Source organism: Anabaena azotica FACHB-119, assembly GCF_014697625.1.
Taxonomy (GTDB): Bacteria; Cyanobacteriota; Cyanobacteriia; order Cyanobacteriales; family Nostocaceae; genus Trichormus; species Trichormus azoticus_A.
Genome location: NZ_JACJSG010000008.1, coordinates 115,048 through 137,534, shown reverse-complemented (window position 1 = coordinate 137,534; position 22,487 = coordinate 115,048). Strand labels below are relative to the sequence as shown.

18 protein-coding genes are annotated in these 22,487 nt (G+C 41.7%); 13 read left to right on the top strand and 5 right to left on the bottom strand.

Going from position 1 to position 22,487, the window contains the following annotated elements; translation table 11 throughout:
- Positions 1–14: 14 nt before the first annotated feature.
- Complete coding sequence (locus H6G83_RS07760; RefSeq protein WP_190469425.1) at positions 15–1,727, bottom strand: iron uptake porin; 1,713 nt, start codon at positions 1,725–1,727, stop codon at positions 15–17.
- 141 nt (positions 1,728–1,868) lie between these two features.
- Positions 1,869–2,483 carry a Crp/Fnr family transcriptional regulator gene (locus tag H6G83_RS07755; protein ID WP_190469422.1) on the bottom strand — a complete coding sequence of 205 codons (615 nt, stop codon included), beginning with the start codon at positions 2,481–2,483 and terminating at the stop codon, positions 1,869–1,871.
- Positions 2,484–3,348: 865 nt separating this feature from the next.
- Between H6G83_RS07755 and glgP the strand changes: the two genes are divergently transcribed.
- Positions 3,349–5,913 (top strand): alpha-glucan family phosphorylase, encoded by a 2,565-nt coding sequence (gene glgP / locus H6G83_RS07750; RefSeq protein ID WP_190469418.1) that lies wholly within the window; start codon positions 3,349–3,351, stop codon positions 5,911–5,913.
- Positions 5,914–5,976: 63 nt separating this feature from the next.
- Here the strand turns inward: glgP and H6G83_RS07745 are convergent, their stop codons facing one another.
- Positions 5,977–6,705 carry a DUF429 domain-containing protein gene (locus H6G83_RS07745; protein WP_190469415.1) on the bottom strand — a complete coding sequence of 243 codons (729 nt, stop codon included), beginning with the start codon at positions 6,703–6,705 and terminating at the stop codon, positions 5,977–5,979.
- 90 nt (positions 6,706–6,795) lie between these two features.
- Positions 6,796–7,746 carry a prolyl aminopeptidase gene (gene pip / locus H6G83_RS07740; protein ID WP_190469413.1) on the bottom strand — a complete coding sequence of 317 codons (951 nt, stop codon included), beginning with the start codon at positions 7,744–7,746 and terminating at the stop codon, positions 6,796–6,798.
- Positions 7,747–8,064: 318 nt separating this feature from the next.
- On the opposite strand from pip, the gene trpS reads away from it, so the two are divergent.
- Both trpS and H6G83_RS07730 read left to right on the top strand, forming a co-directional pair.
- Positions 8,065–9,072 carry a tryptophan--tRNA ligase gene (gene trpS / locus H6G83_RS07735; RefSeq protein ID WP_190469411.1) on the top strand — a complete coding sequence of 336 codons (1,008 nt, stop codon included), beginning with the start codon at positions 8,065–8,067 and terminating at the stop codon, positions 9,070–9,072.
- Between the two features lie 158 nt (positions 9,073–9,230).
- The gene (locus tag H6G83_RS07730) at positions 9,231–10,157 is read left to right on the top strand and encodes a methylenetetrahydrofolate reductase (protein WP_190469603.1); all 927 of its coding nucleotides are present in this window, start codon (positions 9,231–9,233) and stop codon (positions 10,155–10,157) included.
- 331 nt (positions 10,158–10,488) lie between these two features.
- On the opposite strand, the gene H6G83_RS07725 is transcribed toward H6G83_RS07730, so the two are convergent.
- Positions 10,489–10,647 carry a hypothetical protein gene (locus H6G83_RS07725; RefSeq protein WP_190469409.1) on the bottom strand — a complete coding sequence of 53 codons (159 nt, stop codon included), beginning with the start codon at positions 10,645–10,647 and terminating at the stop codon, positions 10,489–10,491.
- 351 nt (positions 10,648–10,998) lie between these two features.
- On the opposite strand from H6G83_RS07725, the gene H6G83_RS07720 reads away from it, so the two are divergent.
- The 10 genes from H6G83_RS07720 (at position 10,999) to H6G83_RS07680 (ending at position 22,425) form a co-directional block, all read left to right on the top strand.
- The gene (locus tag H6G83_RS07720; protein WP_190469406.1) at positions 10,999–13,788 is read left to right on the top strand and encodes a GUN4 domain-containing protein; all 2,790 of its coding nucleotides are present in this window, start codon (positions 10,999–11,001) and stop codon (positions 13,786–13,788) included.
- Between the two features lie 45 nt (positions 13,789–13,833).
- A complete protein-coding gene (locus tag H6G83_RS07715; protein WP_190469403.1) occupies positions 13,834–14,088 on the top strand; it encodes a FitA-like ribbon-helix-helix domain-containing protein in 255 nt (84 codons plus the stop codon).
- A complete protein-coding gene (locus H6G83_RS35215) occupies positions 14,085–14,267 on the top strand; it encodes a type II toxin-antitoxin system VapC family toxin (RefSeq protein ID WP_242044480.1) in 183 nt (60 codons plus the stop codon). Before H6G83_RS07715 ends, H6G83_RS35215 begins: the two co-directional genes overlap by 4 nt.
- A complete protein-coding gene (locus H6G83_RS07710) occupies positions 14,221–14,505 on the top strand; it encodes a type II toxin-antitoxin system VapC family toxin (protein WP_242044479.1) in 285 nt (94 codons plus the stop codon). Before H6G83_RS35215 ends, H6G83_RS07710 begins: the two co-directional genes overlap by 47 nt.
- Positions 14,506–14,625: 120 nt before the next feature.
- Complete coding sequence (locus H6G83_RS07705) at positions 14,626–15,474, top strand: Uma2 family endonuclease (protein ID WP_190469400.1); 849 nt, start codon at positions 14,626–14,628, stop codon at positions 15,472–15,474.
- A 111-nt stretch (positions 15,475–15,585) separates the two neighbouring features.
- Positions 15,586–16,371: a Uma2 family endonuclease gene (locus H6G83_RS07700; protein ID WP_190469397.1), complete on the top strand. Its 786-nt coding sequence runs from the start codon at positions 15,586–15,588 to the stop codon at positions 16,369–16,371.
- Between the two features lie 11 nt (positions 16,372–16,382).
- Complete coding sequence (locus tag H6G83_RS07695; RefSeq protein WP_190469395.1) at positions 16,383–16,985, top strand: DUF3318 domain-containing protein; 603 nt, start codon at positions 16,383–16,385, stop codon at positions 16,983–16,985.
- 709 nt (positions 16,986–17,694) lie between these two features.
- Entirely contained in the window at positions 17,695–19,422 is a 1,728-nt protein-coding gene (locus H6G83_RS07690; RefSeq protein ID WP_190469393.1) for a sensor histidine kinase, read from the top strand.
- Positions 19,423–19,582: 160 nt separating this feature from the next.
- Positions 19,583–21,901 carry a DNA helicase PcrA gene (gene pcrA / locus H6G83_RS07685; protein ID WP_190469390.1) on the top strand — a complete coding sequence of 773 codons (2,319 nt, stop codon included), beginning with the start codon at positions 19,583–19,585 and terminating at the stop codon, positions 21,899–21,901.
- A gap of 377 nt (positions 21,902–22,278) precedes the next feature.
- A complete protein-coding gene (locus H6G83_RS07680) occupies positions 22,279–22,425 on the top strand; it encodes an isochorismate synthase (RefSeq protein ID WP_190469387.1) in 147 nt (48 codons plus the stop codon).
- Positions 22,426–22,487: the final 62 nt, after the last annotated feature.

Here is a 22,487-nt window from a genome sequence, read left to right as displayed (position 1 = left end):
GAGAGTCATTAGTTTTAGAAAGTGAAGGTTGTACGCAGAGTACCTACATAAATGGTATCGTTTCTGTCATTATGCTCTGGGTTGAAGATAACTAACAAAGCTGGGGTGACGGAAATGCGATCGTTGACTTGGATTCTGTAGAGTCCTTCTAGGTGATATGAAGTGTCAGCATCTTTTTGCTCTACACCAGCAGCAGACCTAACATCATTGTCAGTTACTTTAGGTGGCTGACCAAAGATAAAACCGAGTACGTTCCCCTCTCTACCAAAGTCTTGCAGTCCCAGGGTTACGCCCCAGTAGAACAGTTCTGCATTATCACCTGATCTAACGGTAGTATTGGCAGCAATTCCAGTACCATTAGATGCAGCTTCAGCATAGCTTAAACCAGCCCAACCACCAACTGTTATCGTACTACTAGGTCTGAAAGTAGCCTGAACACCAAAGTGGTTAGCAGAGGTAGCTACGTTACCGAAAGGTCTGTTTGCTAAGTCGCTACCAGTAGAACTAAACAAGTTGAGATTATTGTTAGTATTACCAAAGCTATTTTGATATGAACGCACGTAGGTGAAACCCAGATTTAAAGCTTGGCTGGGTTGGAAACCTACCTGAGCCAAAAGAGCATAGTCACCATCAAACAAACCTGCTCTACTGGAAGGATCGTTAGCTGTGTTAGGGCTTCCACCAGCTAGATATCCAACAGATGCAGTGAAGGGGCCTTGGGAATTAAAGTTAACAGTTACACCTGCGCCACCAGCACCTTGACGATAGATGGGGCTAAACCGACCATAGCGGGAAATAGCACCTCTGCTGCTGCTAGCAAAGACGGGGTTAAAGGTGTTTATGTTTTCGTAAAATTCACCAGTGTTAGCGTCAATTTTGACGCGAATTGCATCGCTCAAGTTGAAAGCATAGTTAATTTTATCAACTTCAACGCTGTTACTGGTATTGTTGTCGTAAGCCAGACGGGTCATGTTTGTCCCAGTTCCACCTGTCCCACTGTTGTTACCGATAACATTTCCCGCTTGCAGACGGATTTGCAATTGGTCTTTGCCGGTGAAGCTGCTATTTAAGCTTAGACGAGTCCGATAAGAGAATGTAACATTGCTGTCTAAATCTCTTGTTGCCCCATTGGGATTGTTGACAAGTGTACTGGAAGAGAGAGCTTGATCGCCTCCAAAAGAATCAGACACGCTGAAAACCGCTTCCCCAACTAACTTGGTAGTTGTAGAGAATTGATTTGCTTCCAACTCAGAAGTACGAGCTTCTAGCGCATCAACACGACCGCGTAAGGTTGCTAATTCAGCAGAAAATTCTTCTTGTAGGCGCTGTAGGGTAGCTAAATCTTCTTTTCTAACTAAATCTGCTGTGGCTGTGGCGATCAGTTCGTTAACTCTGTCTAAACAAGCGTTTAAACCAGCAGCAAATTCATAACGGGTTAAAGCACGATTACCACGGTATGTGCGGTTGGGATAACCTACAATACAGCCGTAACGCTCAACTAGAGATTGCAATGCTTGGAATGCCCAATCGGTTGGTTGAACATCGGTCAATTGTGATACAGATGTTACTTCCTGACCAAGCTCTTGAGATTGGGTAGCCTGTGCTAACTGGGAGACACTAGTTACTTTCTCGTTAGCTTCAGCTGCTAGGGCGCTATTGGTAGCAAACAGGGTAGCAGCAAAAACTACTGGGCTGAACCTTAAAGCATTCCAGAATAGTTTTGTCATATTTTTCAATTCACTCACACCATACAGTTAACATTCATGGTTAAATATTTTACTCCCTTATTCATAGGGAAATTTACACATGATGTCTGTATTGACTATACATCTTTAGGCATACCTAAGACAAGATAGTTACCCATTTTTTCAACTGATATTCATAATTTTTTTATTTGATAAACATAGAATAATGCGACGCTTGTAACGTACTAGCGCACCTTCTACTTCAAACTGTTGTAGTAAGCGTGTTACAGTTACTCTCGTTGTGTTCAATACTTCGGCTATTTCTTGATGGGTAATATACAGTTCAATGAGCCTACCCTGAGTTAAGTCTCGCCCAAATTTTTCACTTAGCCAAACTAAGAATTGCCATAGACGTAGAGCTACAGGTTTACGATGAACTATGCTTAAAAGCTCTTCACTATATTGAATATGAGCCAGTAGATCATTAGTGTATTTATGCCAATGATGTTGCGGTATGGCAATAGCTTCTACACTTGTCAAACATTCAATTTGATATGGGTTAATTTTGGATAAAGGATAGCCTATTAAATCCCCTGCTCCCCAATAGCCCAAAGTAATAAATGTACCGTCTTCGCTCCAAGTCAGGGTACGGACTACGCCACGGTCAATTCGCCAAAGCACGTTCTGATTAGGCGTAATGATTTCTTTGCGCGTAAATAGTCTTGATGACAAATGCCCGTTGGCGGTAGAGTCATTCAATACGGTAGCAGTAGTTTCGGTGAAGGTGATAGAAGACATTAAAGGAGCAGTTGTGGGATTGAGAATAGTATAAATGGAACAAAAGCCGGATAAATACTATGTAGTAAGTATTTCTTGAAAAAATCTTGAGGATTGTTGATTTGTCTTGAAAAGATAGGGGTTTTTGCAAAAAATATAAAAAATCAAGAGAAAATAATTTAAATCTCTAAATTAAGAAAATATAGTCTACAAAAAATCTCAATTAGACTCTAATGTTTTACTATCATATTTTCGCTATTATTCAACAGTTTGAGCATTAATTTGGTTCGATTATTCTATATTCAATTTCCTATGTGACAATAATTTTAGTAGTAGTAACCTACATATTTCTCGAAATACAGCAAAATCCGTAGATGAATAGATTTTTCTGATAACGGACAGGGTAATTAATCACTAGTAGGTTTTATAATTTGAGATATACCCAATTCAGAGCATCGTGGGCAATCAAGACCTTTTCCTCATACTTAGTGCCTATTTTTATCTGTTGTCAGGCTCAATATTAATGTTGTAAGTTTAAGAACAGGTAAACATTGGGTAAAATAACACTTAATTTAAGTTCTTCTGACTACAAAAGCCATGAGGGGAAGGGGGAAAGGGGAAAGGGGAAAGGAGGAAGACTTTAAGCTCCTGCCTTCTGCCTCCTGCTATAAAAAATATTGAGATATTATCACTTGAGATACAAACCTCTCCAACCTGGGACGTAGTAAAAACTTCTATGGGACAAAATTTACCAAGTACAGACACCAAAGATTTCTATCCCTTAACAAAGTCATGGTCCTTTTACAAACTTAGTATAAAGAATTGGCAACATTAGGGAAAAGACAGTCAACAATAGCCATAGCTAAACTAGGAGCCTTGCTAACCTATGCAGCCAATTCGTACATTCAACGTTTCTCCTTCCTTGCCGGCGCGACTGGAACCGTTGCGGCGGCTGGCGTATAATTTACATTGGGATTGGAACGTCGAGACTAAAGATTTATTTCGGCGCTTAGACCCGGATTTATGGGAATCTAGCCATCATAACCCTGTGTTAATGTTGGGGACAATCAGTCAGGGACGGCTGTTGGAAGTCGTGGAAGATGAAGGCTTTTTGGCACAGATGGATCGTGCCGATCGCCAACTGGATGACTATTTACAAGAACGTAGCTGGTATCAAAAGCAGCGTAGTCAGAAACCCAAAGAATGTTATGCCTATTTTTCGGCGGAGTTTGGGCTGGTAGATTGTCTACCTGTCTATTCTGGTGGTTTGGGGGTGCTGGCGGGCGATCACTTGAAATCAGCCAGTGATTTAGGGCTACCCTTGGTGGGTGTGGGTTTATTATACCAGCAAGGCTACTTTGCCCAGTATCTCAATGCCGACGGCTGGCAGCAAGAACGTTACCCAATTAACGATTTCTATAATATGCCTTTGCACCTAGAACGCAATGCCGACGGTTCGGAACTGCGAATTGCGGTAGATTATCCAGGGCGCAAGGTTTACGCCAGAGTATGGCGTGTACAGGTGGGGACTGTACCCCTGTACATGATGGATACCAATATTGAACCCAATAACCCCTACGACCAGGATATTACCGATCAACTCTATGGCGGTGATATCGATATGCGTATCCACCAAGAAATTATGCTGGGTATTGGTGGTGTGCAAATGTTGAAAGCCTTGGGTTATCAGGTAACGGCTTACCACATGAATGAAGGTCACGCCGCCTTCTCCGCCCTAGAACGTATCCGCTTGTTGATTCAGCAAGAGGGTTTGAGTTATGCGGAAGCTAAACAGGTGGTGAGTTCGAGTAATATCTTTACTACTCATACCCCAGTCCCGGCGGGGATTGACCTGTTCTCACCTGACAAGATTCTGTATTACCTTGGTTATTATGCAGATATCTTTAACTTACCCAAAGAGCAATTTTTAGGGTTGGGACGGGAAAATACGGGGGATTTATCTGCACCTTTTAGTATGGCGGTGTTGGCGTTGAAGATGGCAACATTTTCTAACGGTGTCGCCCAGCTACACGGGGTGGTTTCTCGCCAAATGTTCCAAGGTTTGTGGAAGAAGGTTCCCGTTGAGGAAGTACCCATCACAGCAATTACTAATGGTGTCCATGCGCGTAGTTGTGTTGCTAAGTCAACCCAGGAATTATACGATCGCTACTTAGGGCCAAATTGGTCATCAGCACCAGTGGATAATCAATTGTGGGAACGGATGGACGCAATTCCCGATGAGGAGTTATGGCGGAATCATGAGCGTTGCCGCTTGGATATGATACTGTATGTGCGCGACCATTTGGTGAAACATCTGCGCGATCGCGGTGCTTCCCCTTCCGATATCGCCCAAGCCCAGGAAGTCCTCGACCCCAATGCGTTAACTATTGGTTTCGCTCGGCGCTTTGCCACCTACAAACGTGCTACCCTGTGGATGCGCGACATTGAACGGATTAGGCGCATTTTACTAGCCGATAAAGACCGCAAGGTGCAATTTGTCATCGCTGGTAAAGCCCACCCGAAAGATATTCCCGGAAAAGAACTGATCCGCGAAATTAATCACTTTATCCGCGAACAACATTTAGAAAAACAAGTCGTGTTTGTTCCCAACTACGACATTCACATTTCCCGGTTAATGGTGGCTGGCTGTGATATTTGGTTAAATACACCCCGTCGTCCCAGAGAAGCATCGGGTACAAGCGGAATGAAAGCGGCGATGAATGGCTTACCTAACCTGAGTGTGTTAGATGGTTGGTGGGATGAAGCTGATTATGTCCGTACAGGCTGGGCTATTGGACATGGGGAAAATTACGATGATCCCAATTATCAGGATCAAATAGAAGCTAATGCGCTGTACGATTTACTGGAGAAGGAAGTCGTACCTTTATTTTACGACCACCGTGATGTCGATGGTTTACCTAGACCTTGGGTAGCGAAAATGAAAGACGCTATCCGCTTAAATTGTCCATTTTTTAATACAGCGCGGATGGTGCGAGAATATGCACAAAGGGCTTACTTCCCTGCAAGCGATCGCTATCATACCTTAACATCTGATAATTACGCCCCAGCTAAGGAATTAGCAAAGTGGAAAGCCACACTTAGTGACCACTGGTTTAATATCAAAATCAAAGATGTCGATGTATCCGCAGGCGCAGATATTGAGGTGAATCAAACTGTGGCTGTGAAAGCTAAGGTAGACTTGGCAACTTTAACCAATGATGATGTACAAGTCGAACTTTATCAAGGTGCGATTGATGCCAACGGGGATATAGTTAATGCTGTACCTGTAGTGATGGATTATCAAGGACAGGATAGCGGTGGGTTGAGTGTGTACACCGCTAACATTCTTTACTCATCCTCTGGTTTACAAGGCTTGTCTTTGCGGGTATTACCCAAACACCCACATCTTTCTAATCCTTACGAACCCAGGTTAATTGCTTGGGCGGAGTAAGTTTATCAGTTATCAGTTATCAGTTATCAGTGAACATCACCTGATAACTGTTAACTGACTCACCTAGTCTCTCATTTTCGGGATGACAATGTAACCTGTGGTGCGATCGCCTAAAACTAGGTTACGTTGTTCTCCCCAATACCACCAGTAAGCGGCTACGTAGGCACAGATTAAGCTATCTAGTTTATCTTCTGCGGCTTTGAGTTCTGTCCCTGTGTGGGGAATCTCATCAAGGGATAACTTTTTTATACACAAGGCAGGCTCAAAGGTGGGTAGGATATCGACAATATATTGATACAGTTTGATTAATTCTAAGCGGCGCTCACTAATGCGCCCTTTTTTATATTTGAGGATACGATCTAAATTAAATAGATGGACTATTGCGGGATGGGGAAAGACTTCTATTTGATATCTGCCTAATTTTTGTGGTTCGATGGTGGGTGCATGGACAAAACCACGGGATTCTAATTCTAAGCCAAAATTGATGGTGCGATCGGCAAAGGGTAGACCTTGGTTAGCAGGATAACAACCAGCGTGATATTTACCAAAATATTTATGTGTGAGTTTGTCAGGAAGACGACTTCCTGTAGCATTAGGTATGAGAGTAGGCGCATCTACAGCGACGAGTGCGGGTGTGTTGGGTTGTACCCAGGTATCGATCCAGGTGAAAATGTGAGCGATCGCATCCTGACGATCCAAATCCAGTATCTCCAACTTCCCATCAACCAATTCTAAACAACACAGCCCACTCGGTTGAGACTTCCACCCCAAATCAACACCAATAAATTTCATAAATAATTTAGCGTTCTCCTTCGCGCCTCTGCGTCTTTGCGTGAGCCTTTAAAAGCCTTTCAACATCCCCAAAATATCTATTAACTTCTCCTATCTTTCCTCAGCAAACCTATCCGTAGCCTCAATCAAAGCACTACGAATCCCCGCTTCACTCATCGAATGACCAGCATCAGGAACTACAATAAACTCAGCCTCCGGCCAAGCGCGATGTAATTCCCAAGCTGACACCATCGGACAAACCACATCATAACGCCCTTGGACAATCACAGCCGGAATGTCACGGATACGATGAACATTTAATAATAGCTGATCCTCTTGTGCAAAAAAACCTTTATTGACAAAATAATGACATTCAATTCTAGCGAAAGCATCAGCAAAATTATCTGCACCAAAAGTTTGCATTAACTGAGGATCAGGAAATAATCTGCTAGTGCTACCTTCCCAAATCGACCAAGCACGGGCTGCTGCTAATCTTACCTGCAAATCTGGGCTAGTTAATCTTTTATAATAAGCTGTGAGTAAATCATCGCGTTCATCTTCTGGAATTGGTTTGAGATATTCTTCCCAAGCATCAGGAAAAATATAACTAGCACCTTCTTGATAAAACCAGCGTAACTCTTTTTGTCTGAGTAAAAATATCCCGCGTAAAATTAAGCCTAAACAACGCTCTGGATGAGTTTGGCTATATGCTAATGATAAGGTGCTACCCCAACTACCACCAAAGACTACCCACCTTTCTATACCTAGATGTTCTCGGAGTTTTTCAATATCATTGACTAAATCCCAAGTGGTATTTTCTCTTAATTCTGCATGGGGTTGACTTTTACCGCAGCCACGTTGGTCAAACATCACCAAGCGCCATTTTTCAGGATGAAAATATTGTCGATAAAATGGTGGACAGCCCCCACCAGGGCCACCATGCAATAATACTACAGGCTTACCTTCAGGATTACCTGATTCTTCAAAATGGATTGTGTGTAATTGAGAGACTTGTAGTTTACCCTCTTTATAAGGTTCTCGGTTTGGATAAAGTTCACGCATATTTATATCTACAATAGTGAGTAAAATTAGTTTATTTTCTCAACCTTGCCCAAGCAAGAAATAACACAGCCGTAACTACAGCACATTTTACCTCAGTAAATTATACAAGGGCGGGCAAGATGCCCACCCCACAAGATTTATCATATTAAATGTGTAGTATATTTATTGGTTTTCGCTCAAATTCCACCAATAGAACTGTTGACTATGGACTATGGACTATGGACTATTGACTAATGACTATTGACTAATGACAAAATGAAATAGTTTTGCGATCGCCACTGTCATAAGGTGGGAATTTGAGATAACTAACTAAGATTTATGGGTAAGCAGCGCGTTCTGTCGGGAGTTCAACCAACTGGTAATCTACATTTGGGTAACTATTTAGGGGCGATACGCAACTGGGTAGAAATTCAAGACCAGTACGATAATTTCTTTTGTGTAGTGGATTTACACGCAATTACTGTACCGCATAATCCAGCTACATTGGCGGCAGACACTTATGCGATCGCTGCACTTTATTTAGCCTGTGGGATTGATTTACAATATTCTAGTATCTTTGTCCAATCCCACGTTTCAGCCCACAGTGAACTGGCTTGGTTGCTGAACTGCATCACCCCCCTCAATTGGCTACAAGATATGATTCAGTTTAAGGAAAAAGCGCTCAAGCAGGGGGAAAATGTCAGTGCTGGCTTGTTAATCTATCCTGTGCTGATGGCGGCGGATATACTACTTTACCAAGCCGATAAAGTCCCGGTAGGTGAAGACCAAAAGCAACACTTGGAACTGACCAGGGATATTGTTAATAGATTTAACCATCAATTCGCCAAAGATGAACCTGTGCTAAAATTACCAGACCCTTTAATCCGCAAGGAAGGCGCAAGGGTGATGAGTTTGACAGATGGGACACGCAAAATGTCCAAATCTGACCCCTCAGAGTTAAGCCGGATTAATCTTTTGGATACACCAGATCAGATTGTCAATAAAATTAAACGTTGTAAAACTGATCCAGTCAGAGGTTTAACTTTTGACGACCCAGAACGCCCAGAGTGTAATAACCTGCTAACACTGTATATGCTGCTGTCTGGTAAAAGCAAGGAAGAAGTAGCCGCAGAATGTCAAGATATGGGCTGGGGACAATTTAAGCCATTGTTAACAGAAACAGCTATTAACGCCCTTAAACCCATACAAGATAAATATCACCAAATCACAGCCGACAAAGGCTATCTAGAGTCAGTGTTACGCGATGGTAGAGAAAAAGCCGAAGCCGTCGCCAACCAAACTCTAGCAGATGTGAAAGCGGCGTTAGGCTATTCTGTACCTGTTTAATTGGTAATTGGTAATTGGTAATTGGTAATTGGTAATGAGGGACTGCTGGGTGAAGAATTATATTTCATTCTTCCCCAGTCCCCAGTCCCCAGTCCCTCCCCTTGTTCTTTCAGGTGGTCATTCGTTATACCCTAAGAATGAACACCAATAATAACGTTATGGAAGATAACCATAGCTGTACTGCTTTGAATTATTTTAGTAAAGCCGCGCAAGCGGGGGAATTTTTAGTTACCGCCGAGGTAGCACCACCAAAAGGGGGAAATCCCAGTCATATGATGGAAATGGCGGCGACTCTTAAGGGGAGAGTTCATGCTGTCAATATTACCGATGGTAGCCGTGCTGTGTTGCGGATGTCTTCATTGGTAGCATCGGCAATTTTGTTGCAACAGGGTATTGAACCAATTTGTCAGATGGCTTGCCGCGATCGCAACCGTATCGCTTTACAAGCCGACCTCATGGGCGCTCATGCTTTAGGTATTCGTAATATCCTAGCTTTAACTGGCGACCCAGTAAAAGCAGGCGACCATCCCGAAGCCAAAGCCGTCTTTGATTTGGAAGCTGTGCGATTATTACAACTAATTCGCAAAATGAATCAAGGTTTCGATTGCAACGATAAACCTTTGACCGATGGCGCTACCGATTTATTTGTCGGTGCAGCCGTAGATCCGCAATGTGCGAGTTGGTCAGGTTTACAAAGCCGCTTTGAACGCAAAATTGAAGCCGGAGCGCAATTTTTTCAAAGTCAATTAATCACTGATTTTGAAAGACTAGAAAAGTTCATGGATAAGATAGCTTCTGCCTATAATAAACCAATTTTGGCAGGAATTTTCTTATTAAAATCAGCAAAAAATGCCCAATTTATTAATAGGTGCGTTCCGGGTGTCAATATACCCGAACACATTATTGATAGATTAGCAAAAGCCAAAGACCCATTAGAAGAAGGTGTCAAAATTGCTGCCGAACAAGTACAGACAGCGCGTCAATTGTGTCATGGTGTCCACATGATGGCTGTCAAGCGGGAAGATTTGATTCCCCAGATTTTGGACTTGGCTGGTGTTGCGCCAGTTAATCAGGTGTTGGTGTAGGTTAAATCAGTTATCAGTTATCAGTTATCAGTTATCAGTGAAGAGGTGTATAGTGAGGGATAAAAAAGCGCCACCAAAGCTTTCCACTAATTGGTGTGGTGTTTCACTTTCTTATTTAACTGATAACTGTTTACTGTTCACTGTTCACTGTTAAAAGAGGCGATCGCATTTCTTTTAGCAATCACCAAATAATTCCTGTAGAGACGTTGTATACAACGTCTCTACAAGTTTATGGGAGATGGCGATCGCCTCTTTTTTATGAAAGCTTTTGTTCAATTTCTGCTTCGTTAAGTAATTTTATTCCAGAGGCGATCGCTTGTTGACGAATTTCCTACAATTTCTTAGCTAAGGGTGTTTGTGGAATATATTCTGTATTGATTGTTGTTGCTTCTGATTGGGATTTTAGGGCTTCAACAAACTCTAAAACCTGTTGCTGTTTTTCGGGTGTGAGTTCTCGCCAGCCTTCAAGCAACTGTTCTTCTTTTCCCATAATCCACCTCACTATAGAGCGATGGTTTCATTGTGACTCATGTTTTTGGTAATGATACAATCACAAAGCCACACCATGAACACAGTTCAATTATTCCAGAAACAACTGCAAATTGAGTAATGATGACTGTTTACAGGTGGGTAGACGCGCAGCAACTTGGCTCGGCGTAGAACTAGAAACTTAGTGCTGGTGTATTGTTAAAACTTTCTAAAATCCTTGATTAAGTATAATCTCGTAGGGAGTAATCGCTTATACTCTTATTAACAGGTTCTATTTTGCAAGCGATTAATATAAATTCAAACCTTGTCCCTTTAAAAACACTATAGCTTTCATCAACTTTGATTAATTACTATGACTCAAAGCCAAGGTAATGAACCCGCTTGGTGGGAATCAGTACAAAAAATATTAGATAACAAATTGGTCGGTTGGGGTGTACCGGGTATTTTTGTTGCTATTGCTGCGGATCATGCCAAAAATCGCCGATGGCAAGAGTTTGCGATTTTTTTAGGAATCACCTTTGTTGTTGCACTGATTATTAGAATTGGCAGTAAGCTTCTTCCCTATTTCGACAACTTTATAGACTGGATACTTACTACTCAAATTCCCAAATGGTGGACAACAATTAAAGATAGGTTTGGGGCTGAGTATCTTGCTACACTAACAGCCGAATGTCAAGAATACCAGGGACGCGGATTTAGTGGTGAAGGATTGGATCTAGAAAATGTGTTTGTCCCTTTGGGTTTTAGTGAACAGCCATTGAACAATCCTCAAGATTTGACTGCTACTAACGAAACTGAGCCAGAACAAAATCAGGATTCTCAGCAATTAGTCACTTATGTAAGTATTGCAACTCAGCAGGAAACCGAAATAGGAAATTTGCTGAGAAACATTACTCAAAAGAAATTGGCGTGCCGACGACTGGTAATTTTAGGCGCACCGGGTTCAGGAAAGACTACACTTTTAAGACATATTACGCTGCTGTTTGCTCTGCGAAAACAATCAAAATTGCATCGAGGTTTGCCTCAACTTACTCCTGTTTTATTGAGACTGAGAGATGTCGCTTCTATCATCGTTGCAGATACTAATTCCTCTCTAGCGCAAGTAATTGCTAAAGCGAGGAAAGATGAATCATCAAAAACTCAGGATTGGTTTAACAAGCAATTAAAAGAGGGCAAATGTCTGATAATGTTGGACGGACTTGATGAAATTGCAGATGATGAACATCGACGACAGGTAAGAGATTGGGTTTCTCAGCAACTGCAAAATTATCAGCATAGATTACCTTTTATTTTGACATCACGCCCCCAAGCTTACAATCAAGCTCCTCTGGCAGATACCCCAGCTTATTTTGTGCGGTCATTTACGACAGAACAGCGCAATACATTTCTTTTCAACTGGTATTTTAATCTAGAGAAGCGACGCAACGCAGGGAAACAGCCAGAAAAACAACTTAAGAAAATTGCCGCAGCCAAAAAAGACGAGTTAGTGCGTCAAATTGAGGCAGTTCCTTCACTGCGCTTGATGGCAACAAATCCTCTATTATTGGCATTAATTATTAATACTTATAAAGAGAAAACAAGCCTTGCTCCCACCCGAATAGGAATTTACAAGCAGATTTGTGATGTGCTTCTTCAAGGAAGACAATCTGCTTCTGGAACTACCCGATATCCACTCAAGCCAGAACAAAAGCAAGAAGCTTTGCAAGCACTCGCATTGGAAATGACCAAACGCCAAGTGCTTCAGTTTACTCTAGATGAGAGAAATCAGGACAGTAATATTTTTATCGCAAAAGATTTTCTGCAAGCAGAACTAGTTCAAATGGTGGAAGCGGGGAAAGAGTTTAAACCAGAATATTTTATTGAAAAAGATGATATCGGTGTCAGAGAATTGTTGAGCGATCGCAAACAAGAAAAGCTCTATGAATTTACCCATCGCACATTTCAAGAATATTTAACGGCGGTTGAACTGACAAAAGCAGAGCATGAGCCTTATTTATTAGAAGTTTTTACTAAAGATAAAAAATATCTAGATTGGTGGAGACAAACTATATTGTTCTATGCTGGTCAGGTAAAAATAGATAAACTGATTGATGCAGCCTTAAACAAACCAACTGTAGAAAACCTCACCCTTGCTTATGAATGTTTACAAAATAAGCTTAGAGTCAGTCGAGAAAAAGAACAGAAACTACTCGACAAGGTAGAACAGGGGTTGCGATCGAATGATGTGGAAGTTTTTAAGTTAGCAGCATCAGTGCAGCTAGAAAAAAGGTTAAACTATCTCAACGAAGATTGTTTTTTAGGGAGTTTAGAAACCGAAGACCAAGCTGGAATAGTCATTACGGAAACAGATCAAGAAATATGGAGAGGAAAAGTAATTGATGATACTGATATCACTGAGGCAGAATATCGGTTGTTTTATCTAGAGACAATCAACAGCAACTTAGACTTGACTCTTGAAATCAACCCAGGTGAGATAGACTTTGCACAAAGTAATGCGTTTTGTGCTTGGTTGAGTCAGAGAAGTAGAGAACGATTTGGTGACGCAGGAATATTTTATATACGGGAAACCTCAACAAACACATTTCGCCTAGTTCGGTTCCGTCTACCAGAAATGTATCGTCAACTCGCCTGTTATTTAGCAGCAGGTATGTTGAAAGAAGCTGATGAAGAAACATTTAAAGTGATGCTAAAAGTAGCCAAACGGGAAAAACAAGGTTACTTGGGACTAGATGATATTCAAGAATTTCCCTGTGAAGACTTGAGAATTATTGATCAATTATGGGTCAATTATAGCAATGGACGCTTTGGCTTTAGTGTTCAGAAAAAAATCTATCTTGATGTCGGAGGAATCTTAGAAGGAAGGGAAACAAGTTCATCTTTCAAGCAGGTTTTTGCTTTCTTAAAATCGATATATACCCGTTTTGGTGGTAAAGTGAGAGGTGAAGATGACAAACGCTGCAAAGCTTATGAACATTTTGGAGAGCGTGTGGGTTGGGTAGTTGACAAACATTGGATGGCTTCAAGTGAGACAAATTATCATACATCTGCTCCAAGAGGATACTTACCCTTGGTGAAGAATGTTGGAATTAAACAGAGGAGATCATATTTGTTTTCTCGCCTCGATAATTGTTGTAAAGCATAACATCTAAAACATTCAAAAGTTGGTAAGTATTAAATTGGAAAAATAATGGCTCAGATATTACTTGAAAATTTAGACCCTCTGATTCTAGAAAAACTAGAACATCTTGGCAAACAACACGGTAGGTCTTTGCAAGAAGAACTAAAACACATCCTCCAACAAGCCGCAGAAACAGCGACACAATACCACACTGGCGGCGACATGGAACAAGCCAGAGAAGCAGTAGCACGCGCTCAGGTAAGATATGCAGGAAGATTTTTTAGTGACAGCACTGAACTTATCCGTGAGGATAGAGAGCAGTGAGTCGGTATGTTTTAGATGCAAGTATTGCTATCAAGTGGTTTGTACCGGAAATTCACTCTGATGTAGCTAGGCGTTTACTGATAAATAAGGCTAGTTTTTTAGTACCTGATTTTTTCTTTGCAGAAATAGGAAATGTTTTTTGGAAAAGAGTCCGTCGTGGTGAAGATACGGCTGAATAATGTCAAACAAACACTGGCAGATTTAAATACAATTCCTTTAGAAGTTTACTTATCTCAACCCTTAATGCCACTGGCTTTAGAAATTGCCTTCCAGAAAGATAGGGCAGTGTATGATTGCTTATACTTGGCACTGGCTATTACAGAGCAATGCCAAATGGTGACAGCAGATGAAAAGTTTTACAATGCTCTGCAAACCAGTAACTACACAAATAATCTGCTGTGGGTGGAGAATATTTAATCAGTTATCAGTTATCAGTTATCAAGTTGATGTGGGTGATAACTGAGAACAATTAAAGTGCGATCGCTCCAGCACTGCTAAACTAAAAAACAACCCCTTACTACATGCAAAGGTAATCTTATGACCTCTGCAACTAATCTAGACACCGACCTCACCCCATTTCCTGACCATACGCAGCTACCAGAATCAGATGGGACTTTTGTGAAAAATTGGCAAGAACATCCTCAAAGTATTTTACTGACTGATTCAATTCAACCAGTCCTGCAAGAATTACATCCTGATGGTCAATATTGTATTGGTCAGGACTTGGGCATTTACTGGCGTTTAACTGACCCGCCAGAGAAAGGCGCAGAAGCACCAGATTGGTTTTATGTAGGCAATGTACCGCCTTTACTTGATGGGATAACGCGACGTTCCTATGTGTTTTGGCGAGAACACATCGCCCCATTAATTGTTTTGGAATTTGTTTCTGGGGATGGGAGTGAGGAACGAGATAAAACTCCTTGGAAAGGCAAATTTTGGATTTATGAGCAAGTGATTCGTCCTCCTTTCTATGGCATTTATGAAGTGAAGAAAGCTAGTGTAGAAGTTTATGAATTTATTGGGGGAAAATATCAGTTACTAGCAGCAAATGAACGCGGACATTATCCTATTCCTCCTTTGGGCGTTGAGTTAGGAATTTGGCAGGGACAATATCAAAATGCTGAATTACCGTGGCTGCGCTGGTGGGATTTACAGGGTAATTTGTTGCTAACTGGTGAGGAAAGAGCAGAACAAGAAAGCCAAAGGGCTGAACAGGAACGCCAACGGGCGGAACAGGAACGTCAACGGGCGGAACAGGAACGCCAACGGGCGGAACAGGAACGTCAACGGGCGGAACAGGAACGCCAACGGGCGGAACAGGAACGTCAAAGAAACGATCGCCTGATGGCACAATTGCGATCGCTCGGTGTAGAACCAGAAGTGTAAATTTTGGTGGAGAAAGTGCGATCACCTACGGTGGGGCGCAGCCCATCGCTCTCCTTGCCCCTTCATTGCTAAACTAAAAAACAACCCCTTACTACATGCAAAGGTAATCTTATGACCTCTGCAACCAATCTAGACACCGACCTCACTCCATTTCCCGACCATACGCAACTACCAGAGTCGGATGGTACATTTGTGAAGAACTTTCAGGAACATCCCCAAAGCATTCTACTCACCGATTCAATTAAACCAGTATTGCAACAACGCCATCCAGATGGGCAATACTGTATAGGTCAAGATAGCGGTATTTACTGGCGTTTAACTGACCCACCAGAAAAAGGCGCAGAAGCACCAGATTGGTTTTATGTGCCGAATGTACCACCGTTGCTTGATGGTCAAACCCGCAGGTCTTATGTGTTGTGGCGAGAACACATCGCCCCATTAATTGCTTTAGAATTTGTCTCAGGCGACGGTAGCGAAGAACGAGACAAAACGCCTTGGAAGGGGAAGTTTTGGATTTATGAACAAGTAATTCACCCAGCTTTTTATGGCATTTATGAAGTAAATAAAGCCAGTGTAGAAGTTTATGAGTTAATTGGTGGACAATATCAATTATTATCCGCTAATGAGAGAGGGCATTATTCCATACAACCTTTAGGCGTTGAGTTAGGTATATGGCAGGGAGAATACCAGAATATGGAATTACCCTGGTTACGTTGGTGGGATTTACAGGGTAACTTGTTACTGACTGGTGAGGAAAGGGCGGAACAGGAGCGTCAACGGGCGGAACAGGAACGTCAACGGGCGGAACAGGAACGCCAACGGGCGGAACAGGAACGCCAAAGAAACGATCGCCTGATGGCACAATTGCGATCGCTCGGTGTTGAACCAGAAGCGTAAATGTGTGAATTATGGAATCTAACGTTGAAATCCGTCGTTTATTTGAAGTAATGCCGGCTTCTGGGAGGATGACTGTCAAAATTGTCAGCAAACCAGAACAAACTCAGGTAATTGATACTGATTTTCCCCTGCCTTGGAATCAGGAAAGGTTAATATATATTAACTTTGATTTGTGGGGACGTTTGACCAAGCCCCAACGGGATTTATTAATCTTACAAAAAGTTTCTTGGTTAACGGGGATTACTTGGTTTAAACCAGATATTTATCAGGGTGTGGTGTTGGCTGGGCTGTTGGGTGGATTGGTGGAGTCGGCACAGTCTGATATTGTGGGTGTGGCGATCGCTTCTGGACTCAGTGCGATCGCGCTATTACGGATTTGGCGGAGTAACAAATCTCAAGATGCCCAGTTAAATGCTGATAACGCAGCGATTAAAGTTGCTCAACGCCGTGGTTATACCGAAGCTGAAGCAGCAGGGCATTTATTATCGGCAATTGAGGCTGTAGCCAAAATAGAAGGGCGTTCTAGCTTAGATTTTATCACTTTGATTCGTTGCCAAAACTTACGAGCGATCGCTGGCTTGTCACCAGTAGGAGTACCAGATAATTTTCAGTAATTTCTAGCACCAGACAAGGCAAAACTTCACAATGTCTAGGTGTTCAAAACCCTTGCAACCCTACACTTATTCTTTACAGATAACCTTGGCGCGTAAGTCCTGTAGATATTACTGGTTTAGGACTTACGCATAAAAACGAAAAATCAAGCGTTTGGGCAAGGGTATAGGGGTATAGGGGTGTAAATCTTTAAAACCCTTACACCCTTACACCCTTACACCCTTACACCCTTACACCCTTACACCCTTACACCCTTACACCCTTACACCCTTACACCCTGCCTCAACAGAAAACTTCGATGCGTAAGTCCTGTGGTTATTTTGCTGGTTTGTCATCTAAAATAGAATCCGATTGTGGGAAATTTTATCCACCAGCATCGCCGATGAAAACTGTGTTATTGATTAGAGACTAGAAGAAGCGTGTTTTTATTTAAGATGGGCTGCAAACCCCGCTACACTTACTAGAATCTGACAAACAATCAGGGAAACTACTGCACAATAGATAAAATGTTTATTAATTGGTGCTTACTCACCGTGTAAACATTCATATCAAAATTACTTAAATACCATCAAGCTATGAGAATTATCTAAAGAGTAATTACTTATAACTTCTATTAGATAACTTAATCTTAAGTGTGTATTAACATTTGTAATATCAATACAAATGAAGTTGACCCAGTAATTCTTGCGGGAGGGTAAGGAGATTTGAGGAATGCAAACTCAACAGCCGATCCCTGTTGACAGCAGTTCAGACAGCAAAAAAGTGTCATTAGAAGAGCCATCAACATCAACAGATGAACTCCCAACCATAGAATTTCCCTCACGCGGGAAACTCAAAGCAAGTTCTTGGCGTATCCATCAAAAAATCGGTTACGGCTACTTTGTGGCAATTGGGATTGGCTTTTTTGGCTCACTCACTGGCTTAGTGATTGCTAATTACTACCGAGGTAGAGAAGTTAGGGTATTTAATCAAGCTCAAGAACAAAGACAATTGTTAAGCGATTATAAAGATGCTGTAGTCGGGGCGCAATTGCACAGCTCCAACATTGTGGCATTTTTAGACGATCCCCAACGCCTACCAGTCAAAAAAGCCGAGTTCGTGAGAAATGTAGATAGAGCTAAGGCATTAGAGCCAAAAATTTCTCGGTTTATTAAAAGTAGACCTAAAGATTTAGCTGCAACAAGTGCCAATTTACAAGCTTTATTACAAGACTACAGATATTATTTGGACTCCTATGTCAAGCAAATACACAATGTTTTAGAAGATATTCAGCAGCCCGTACCACCAAAACAAGCAGCCCAAGTCAGAGGGCGGTTACTGGAAATTATGCGTGGTGAAACAGCCACGCAGTTAGATGAGCTATCGCGCAAGCTGTCCAATATTTTACAAACGGCTGAATTAAGGGAAAGTATCCGCCAAAAAGATGTTGAGGAAGCCAAAAGCGTTGAAAGATTAATTGTGATGGTGAGTATGTTGGTGTCAGTGGCGATCGCCGCTATTGTCGCATGGCGAACGAGTCGGGCGATCGCTGAACCAGTCATCACCGTCACCCAAGTAGCCGAACAAGTAGCCCGCAAACACAACTTTGACTTACGCGCCCCCGTCACCACAGAAGACGAAATCGGCTTACTAGCGAAATCACTCAATCGGCTGATTGAGCGGGTATCAGAACGTACCAAAGAATTAGAGCAAGCCAAAGAACTAGCGGAAGCCGCCAGCAAAGCAAAAAGTGTATTTCTTGCCAATGTCAGTCATGAACTACGTACACCCTTAAACGCTGTCATTGGCTTAAGCCAACTCCTCAAAGATGATGCAGCTGATCTCGATTTATCAGGAGACTTCACCGCCGACTTAGAAACCATCAACTCGGCGGGTAGACATTTACTCGAATTAATTAACGATATCCTCGACTTGTCGAAGATTGAAGCGGGGAAAATGACGCTTTATCCAGAAGTATTTGAGATTGGCACACTTATCAATAATGTTGTCTTAACTGTCAAACCTGCTATAGAAAAAAATGGCAACATTTTAGAAATTTACTGTGATCAAAACCTGGGTAAAATGTATGCTGATCAAACCAGGATGCGGCAGGTATTGTTAAACTTATTAAGTAATGCTGCCAAGTTTACCACAAACGGTAGAATAATACTGACAGTTAAAATAGATAAACAAGACCCTTCACTACAAGCTCCCCTTGGCGTAATTACATTTACAGTCAAGGATACAGGTATCGGAATGTCTCTTGCTCAACAACAACAGTTGTTTCAACCCTTTACCCAAGGTGATACCTCAACTACAAAAAAATATGGTGGTACAGGGTTAGGTTTAGCAATTAGCCGTCACTTTTGCCATATGATGGGAGGCGAAATTCTTGTCAACAGTCAACTAGGTGTAGGCTCTACTTTCACTGTGTATTTACCACTTCAGGAGCAGGGTTAGGAGTGGGGAGATGAGGGAGATGAGGGAGATGAGGGAGTGGGGGGAGATGAGGGAGATGAGGGAGATGAGGGAGATGAGGGAGTGAGGAGAAAAACTATGGACTATGGACTGTTGACTATGGACTAATGACTAATGACCAATGACCAATGACTAATAACAAATGACTACTGACTTTCTCAGCCATCTTAATCCTAGCCAACGTCAAGCAGTGGAACACTATTGTGGGCCGTTGTTAGTTGTTGCTGGCGCTGGTTCTGGTAAAACACGAGCGCTGACTTATCGAATTGCTAATTTAATTCTGAAACACCGTGTTGCACCTGAAAACATTTTGGCGGTGACTTTTACCAATAAAGCGGCGCGGGAAATGAAAGAAAGGATTCAACGTCTATTTGCTGAACAATTGGCGTTGTCAGAATATGGCACAAGGTTGGATTTACTGGCAGAATACGAACAAACTAAACTGCGATCGCGCGTTTACAAAGATGTGATCAAAGACTTGTGGTGTGGTACTTTCCACAGTCTATTTTCTCGCATTCTCCGCTTCGATATCGAAAAATATCAAGATGAAAAAGGGCGAAAATGGAATCGCAACTTTTCCATTTTTGATGAATCAGATGTGCAGGGTATTATTAAAGATATCGTTACTAAACAATTAAATTTAGACGATAAGAAATTTGAACCCCGTTCTGTACGTTACGCCATTAGTAATGCCAAAAACCAAGGTCTTTCACCCCAAGAATTTGAAAAGGAACAACCCAATTATCGGGGTAGGGTAATTGCTGATGTCTACAATCGTTATCAAGATAGACTAGCAGAAAATAATGCCCTTGATTTTGATGATTTAATTTTAGTTCCGACGCGATTATTTCAACAAAATGAGCAAGTTTTAGGTTATTGGCATCGGAAGTTTTGCCATATTTTAGTAGATGAATATCAAGATACTAATCGTACTCAATATGATTTAATTCGCTTGTTAGTTACGAATGGCGAAGATAGAAAAAGTGAGTGGGATTGGCAAAATCGCTCAGTATTTGTAGTAGGTGATGCCGACCAATCTATTTACAGTTTTAGAATGGCAGACTTTACCATCTTGCTAGAATTTCAGAATGATTTCGGTGATGGTTTGCCCGATGAAGATACCCGGACGATGGTGAAGTTAGAAGAAAACTATCGTTCCTGTGAAAACATTCTCCAAGCAGCTAACGAACTGATTGAGAATAATACTCAACGCATAGATAAAATTCTCAAAGCAACGCGGGGAGCAGGTGAGGAAATTTATTGTCATAAGGCAGATGATGAATTAGAAGAAGCTGATTTTGCGATTAGGCAAATTCGCACATTAGAACATCAAAATCCTGAATTAGATTGGGGTAGCTTTGCTATTCTGTATCGAACTAACGCCCAATCTCGTCCCTTTGAAGAATTGTTAGTCAGAAATCAAATTCCTTACACAGTTGTAGGTGGGATGAAGTTCTATGACCGCAAAGAAATCAAAGATGTCATAGCTTATTTAAGAGCGATCGCTAATCCATCTGATACAGTTAGTTTACTGCGAGTTATCAACACACCCCGGCGCGGTATTGGTAAAGCTACCATCGATAACTTAATCAATGCTTCCCAACAATTAGGCACAACTGTTTGGGAAATATTAAGTGATGAAACCTCAGTTAATACTTTAGCTGGACGTTCCGCTAAAGCTGTGAATGGTTTTGCCCAAATGATTGCACGTTGGCAAGAACAGATAGCTACAACCCCAGTCACAGAGATAGTTACGGGGATTTTAGATGAGTCTGGTTATGTGCAGGATTTACAAAGCCAGGGGACAGACGAAGCCGAAGATAGAATTCAAAACGTGCAGGAATTATACAACGCCGTCCTGCAATTTCAAGAAGAAAACGAAGATGTTTCTTTAACAGCTTTCTTGCAAAGTACAGCCCTCAGTTCTGATTTGGATAACCTCAAGGAAGGACAAACAGCAGTTTCTCTCATGACTCTGCACGCCTCTAAGGGCTTGGAATTTCCTGTCGTGTTTTTGGTAGGCTTGGAACAAGGACTATTCCCCAACTACCGTTCTATGAATGATCCCGCAGCTTTGGAAGAAGAACGCCGCCTGTGTTACGTGGGAATTACCCGCGCCCAAGAACGCTTGTATTTATCCTTTGCGCGTGAACGCCGCTTGTATGGTTCACGGGAACCTGCATTGCGATCGCAATTTCTCGACGAACTACCCGCAGAATTATTAACAACCCAGCACAATGTCCGGCAAACTTATACTAAACCAGCATCAACCAGCAATGGTAAACAAGCAGCTTCCAACAATTGGCAAGTAGGCGACAGAGTATTACATAAAACCTTTGGTATTGGGGAAATCACACACGTTTTTGGTGCAGGTGGTAAGTTATCTGTAGCGATTAAATTCCCTAGTTTGGGACAAAAGATAATTGACCCTAGAGTAGCCCAGTTGCAAAAGGTGGAGTGATACCCTCTCTTGATGAAGATGCACTTTATTCTTCACTGTAGAGACGTTGCATGCAACGTCTCTACATTATTTATTCGGTGCAAGTTCATAGAGGATTGGTATGAGGTAAAACAGTTTAGTTGAAAAGTTAAGTAACAAGACTGTTTTAATTGCTCAGTATAGCCCTTTCTTCGCTACGCAAAGCTACCGCGTAGCTTGCTTTTCCATATGAGTAGAAATAAATTGTTATAAAAAGAACTTAGTTTCTTTTTTATTTACTTATTTTACTTAAGTAGAATATTTATCTAGAAATTTGATACGAAATCTACAAACTTCTGTAATACTACTGACAAGTCTAGAGATTACCTTGATAATATCTCGCAATTGAGGATTTAACAATGTCTCTGACATTTATTGAAGAAACCTTAGAATATGTTGCAGAAGCAGTAGCAGAGTTATTCAGTCCCAATCATGATAACTATCCCTCAACTGGCTACCAACCTTTTGAAGGTGAACCATACAAAGACAAGCCATCTCTAGAATAAATTAGTCAGAATTTTCCGACTAATAGACGATAAATAGGAGAAAAAATTGCATATTTAAATGT

Bases quoted from the DNA above. Each gene is read 5' to 3' on its own strand.
- H6G83_RS07760 (WP_190469425.1), bottom strand. From the start codon at position 1,727: ATGACAAAACTATTCTGGAATGCTTTAAGGTTCAGCCCAGTAGTTTTT.
- H6G83_RS07755 (WP_190469422.1), bottom strand. From the start codon at position 2,483: ATGTCTTCTATCACCTTCACCGAAACTACTGCTACCGTATTGAATGAC.
- glgP (WP_190469418.1), top strand. From the start codon at position 3,349: ATGCAGCCAATTCGTACATTCAACGTTTCTCCTTCCTTGCCGGCGCGA.
- H6G83_RS07745 (WP_190469415.1), bottom strand. From the start codon at position 6,705: ATGAAATTTATTGGTGTTGATTTGGGGTGGAAGTCTCAACCGAGTGGG.
- pip (WP_190469413.1), bottom strand. From the start codon at position 7,746: ATGCGTGAACTTTATCCAAACCGAGAACCTTATAAAGAGGGTAAACTA.
- trpS (WP_190469411.1), top strand. From the start codon at position 8,065: ATGGGTAAGCAGCGCGTTCTGTCGGGAGTTCAACCAACTGGTAATCTA.
- H6G83_RS07730 (WP_190469603.1), top strand. From the start codon at position 9,231: ATGGAAGATAACCATAGCTGTACTGCTTTGAATTATTTTAGTAAAGCC.
- H6G83_RS07725 (WP_190469409.1), bottom strand. From the start codon at position 10,647: ATGGGAAAAGAAGAACAGTTGCTTGAAGGCTGGCGAGAACTCACACCC.
- H6G83_RS07720 (WP_190469406.1), top strand. From the start codon at position 10,999: ATGACTCAAAGCCAAGGTAATGAACCCGCTTGGTGGGAATCAGTACAA.
- H6G83_RS07715 (WP_190469403.1), top strand. From the start codon at position 13,834: ATGGCTCAGATATTACTTGAAAATTTAGACCCTCTGATTCTAGAAAAA.
- H6G83_RS07710 (WP_242044479.1), top strand. From the start codon at position 14,221: ATGTTTTTTGGAAAAGAGTCCGTCGTGGTGAAGATACGGCTGAATAAT.
- H6G83_RS07705 (WP_190469400.1), top strand. From the start codon at position 14,626: ATGACCTCTGCAACTAATCTAGACACCGACCTCACCCCATTTCCTGAC.
- H6G83_RS07700 (WP_190469397.1), top strand. From the start codon at position 15,586: ATGACCTCTGCAACCAATCTAGACACCGACCTCACTCCATTTCCCGAC.
- H6G83_RS07695 (WP_190469395.1), top strand. From the start codon at position 16,383: ATGGAATCTAACGTTGAAATCCGTCGTTTATTTGAAGTAATGCCGGCT.
- H6G83_RS07690 (WP_190469393.1), top strand. From the start codon at position 17,695: ATGCAAACTCAACAGCCGATCCCTGTTGACAGCAGTTCAGACAGCAAA.
- pcrA (WP_190469390.1), top strand. From the start codon at position 19,583: ATGACTACTGACTTTCTCAGCCATCTTAATCCTAGCCAACGTCAAGCA.
- H6G83_RS07680 (WP_190469387.1), top strand. From the start codon at position 22,279: ATGTCTCTGACATTTATTGAAGAAACCTTAGAATATGTTGCAGAAGCA.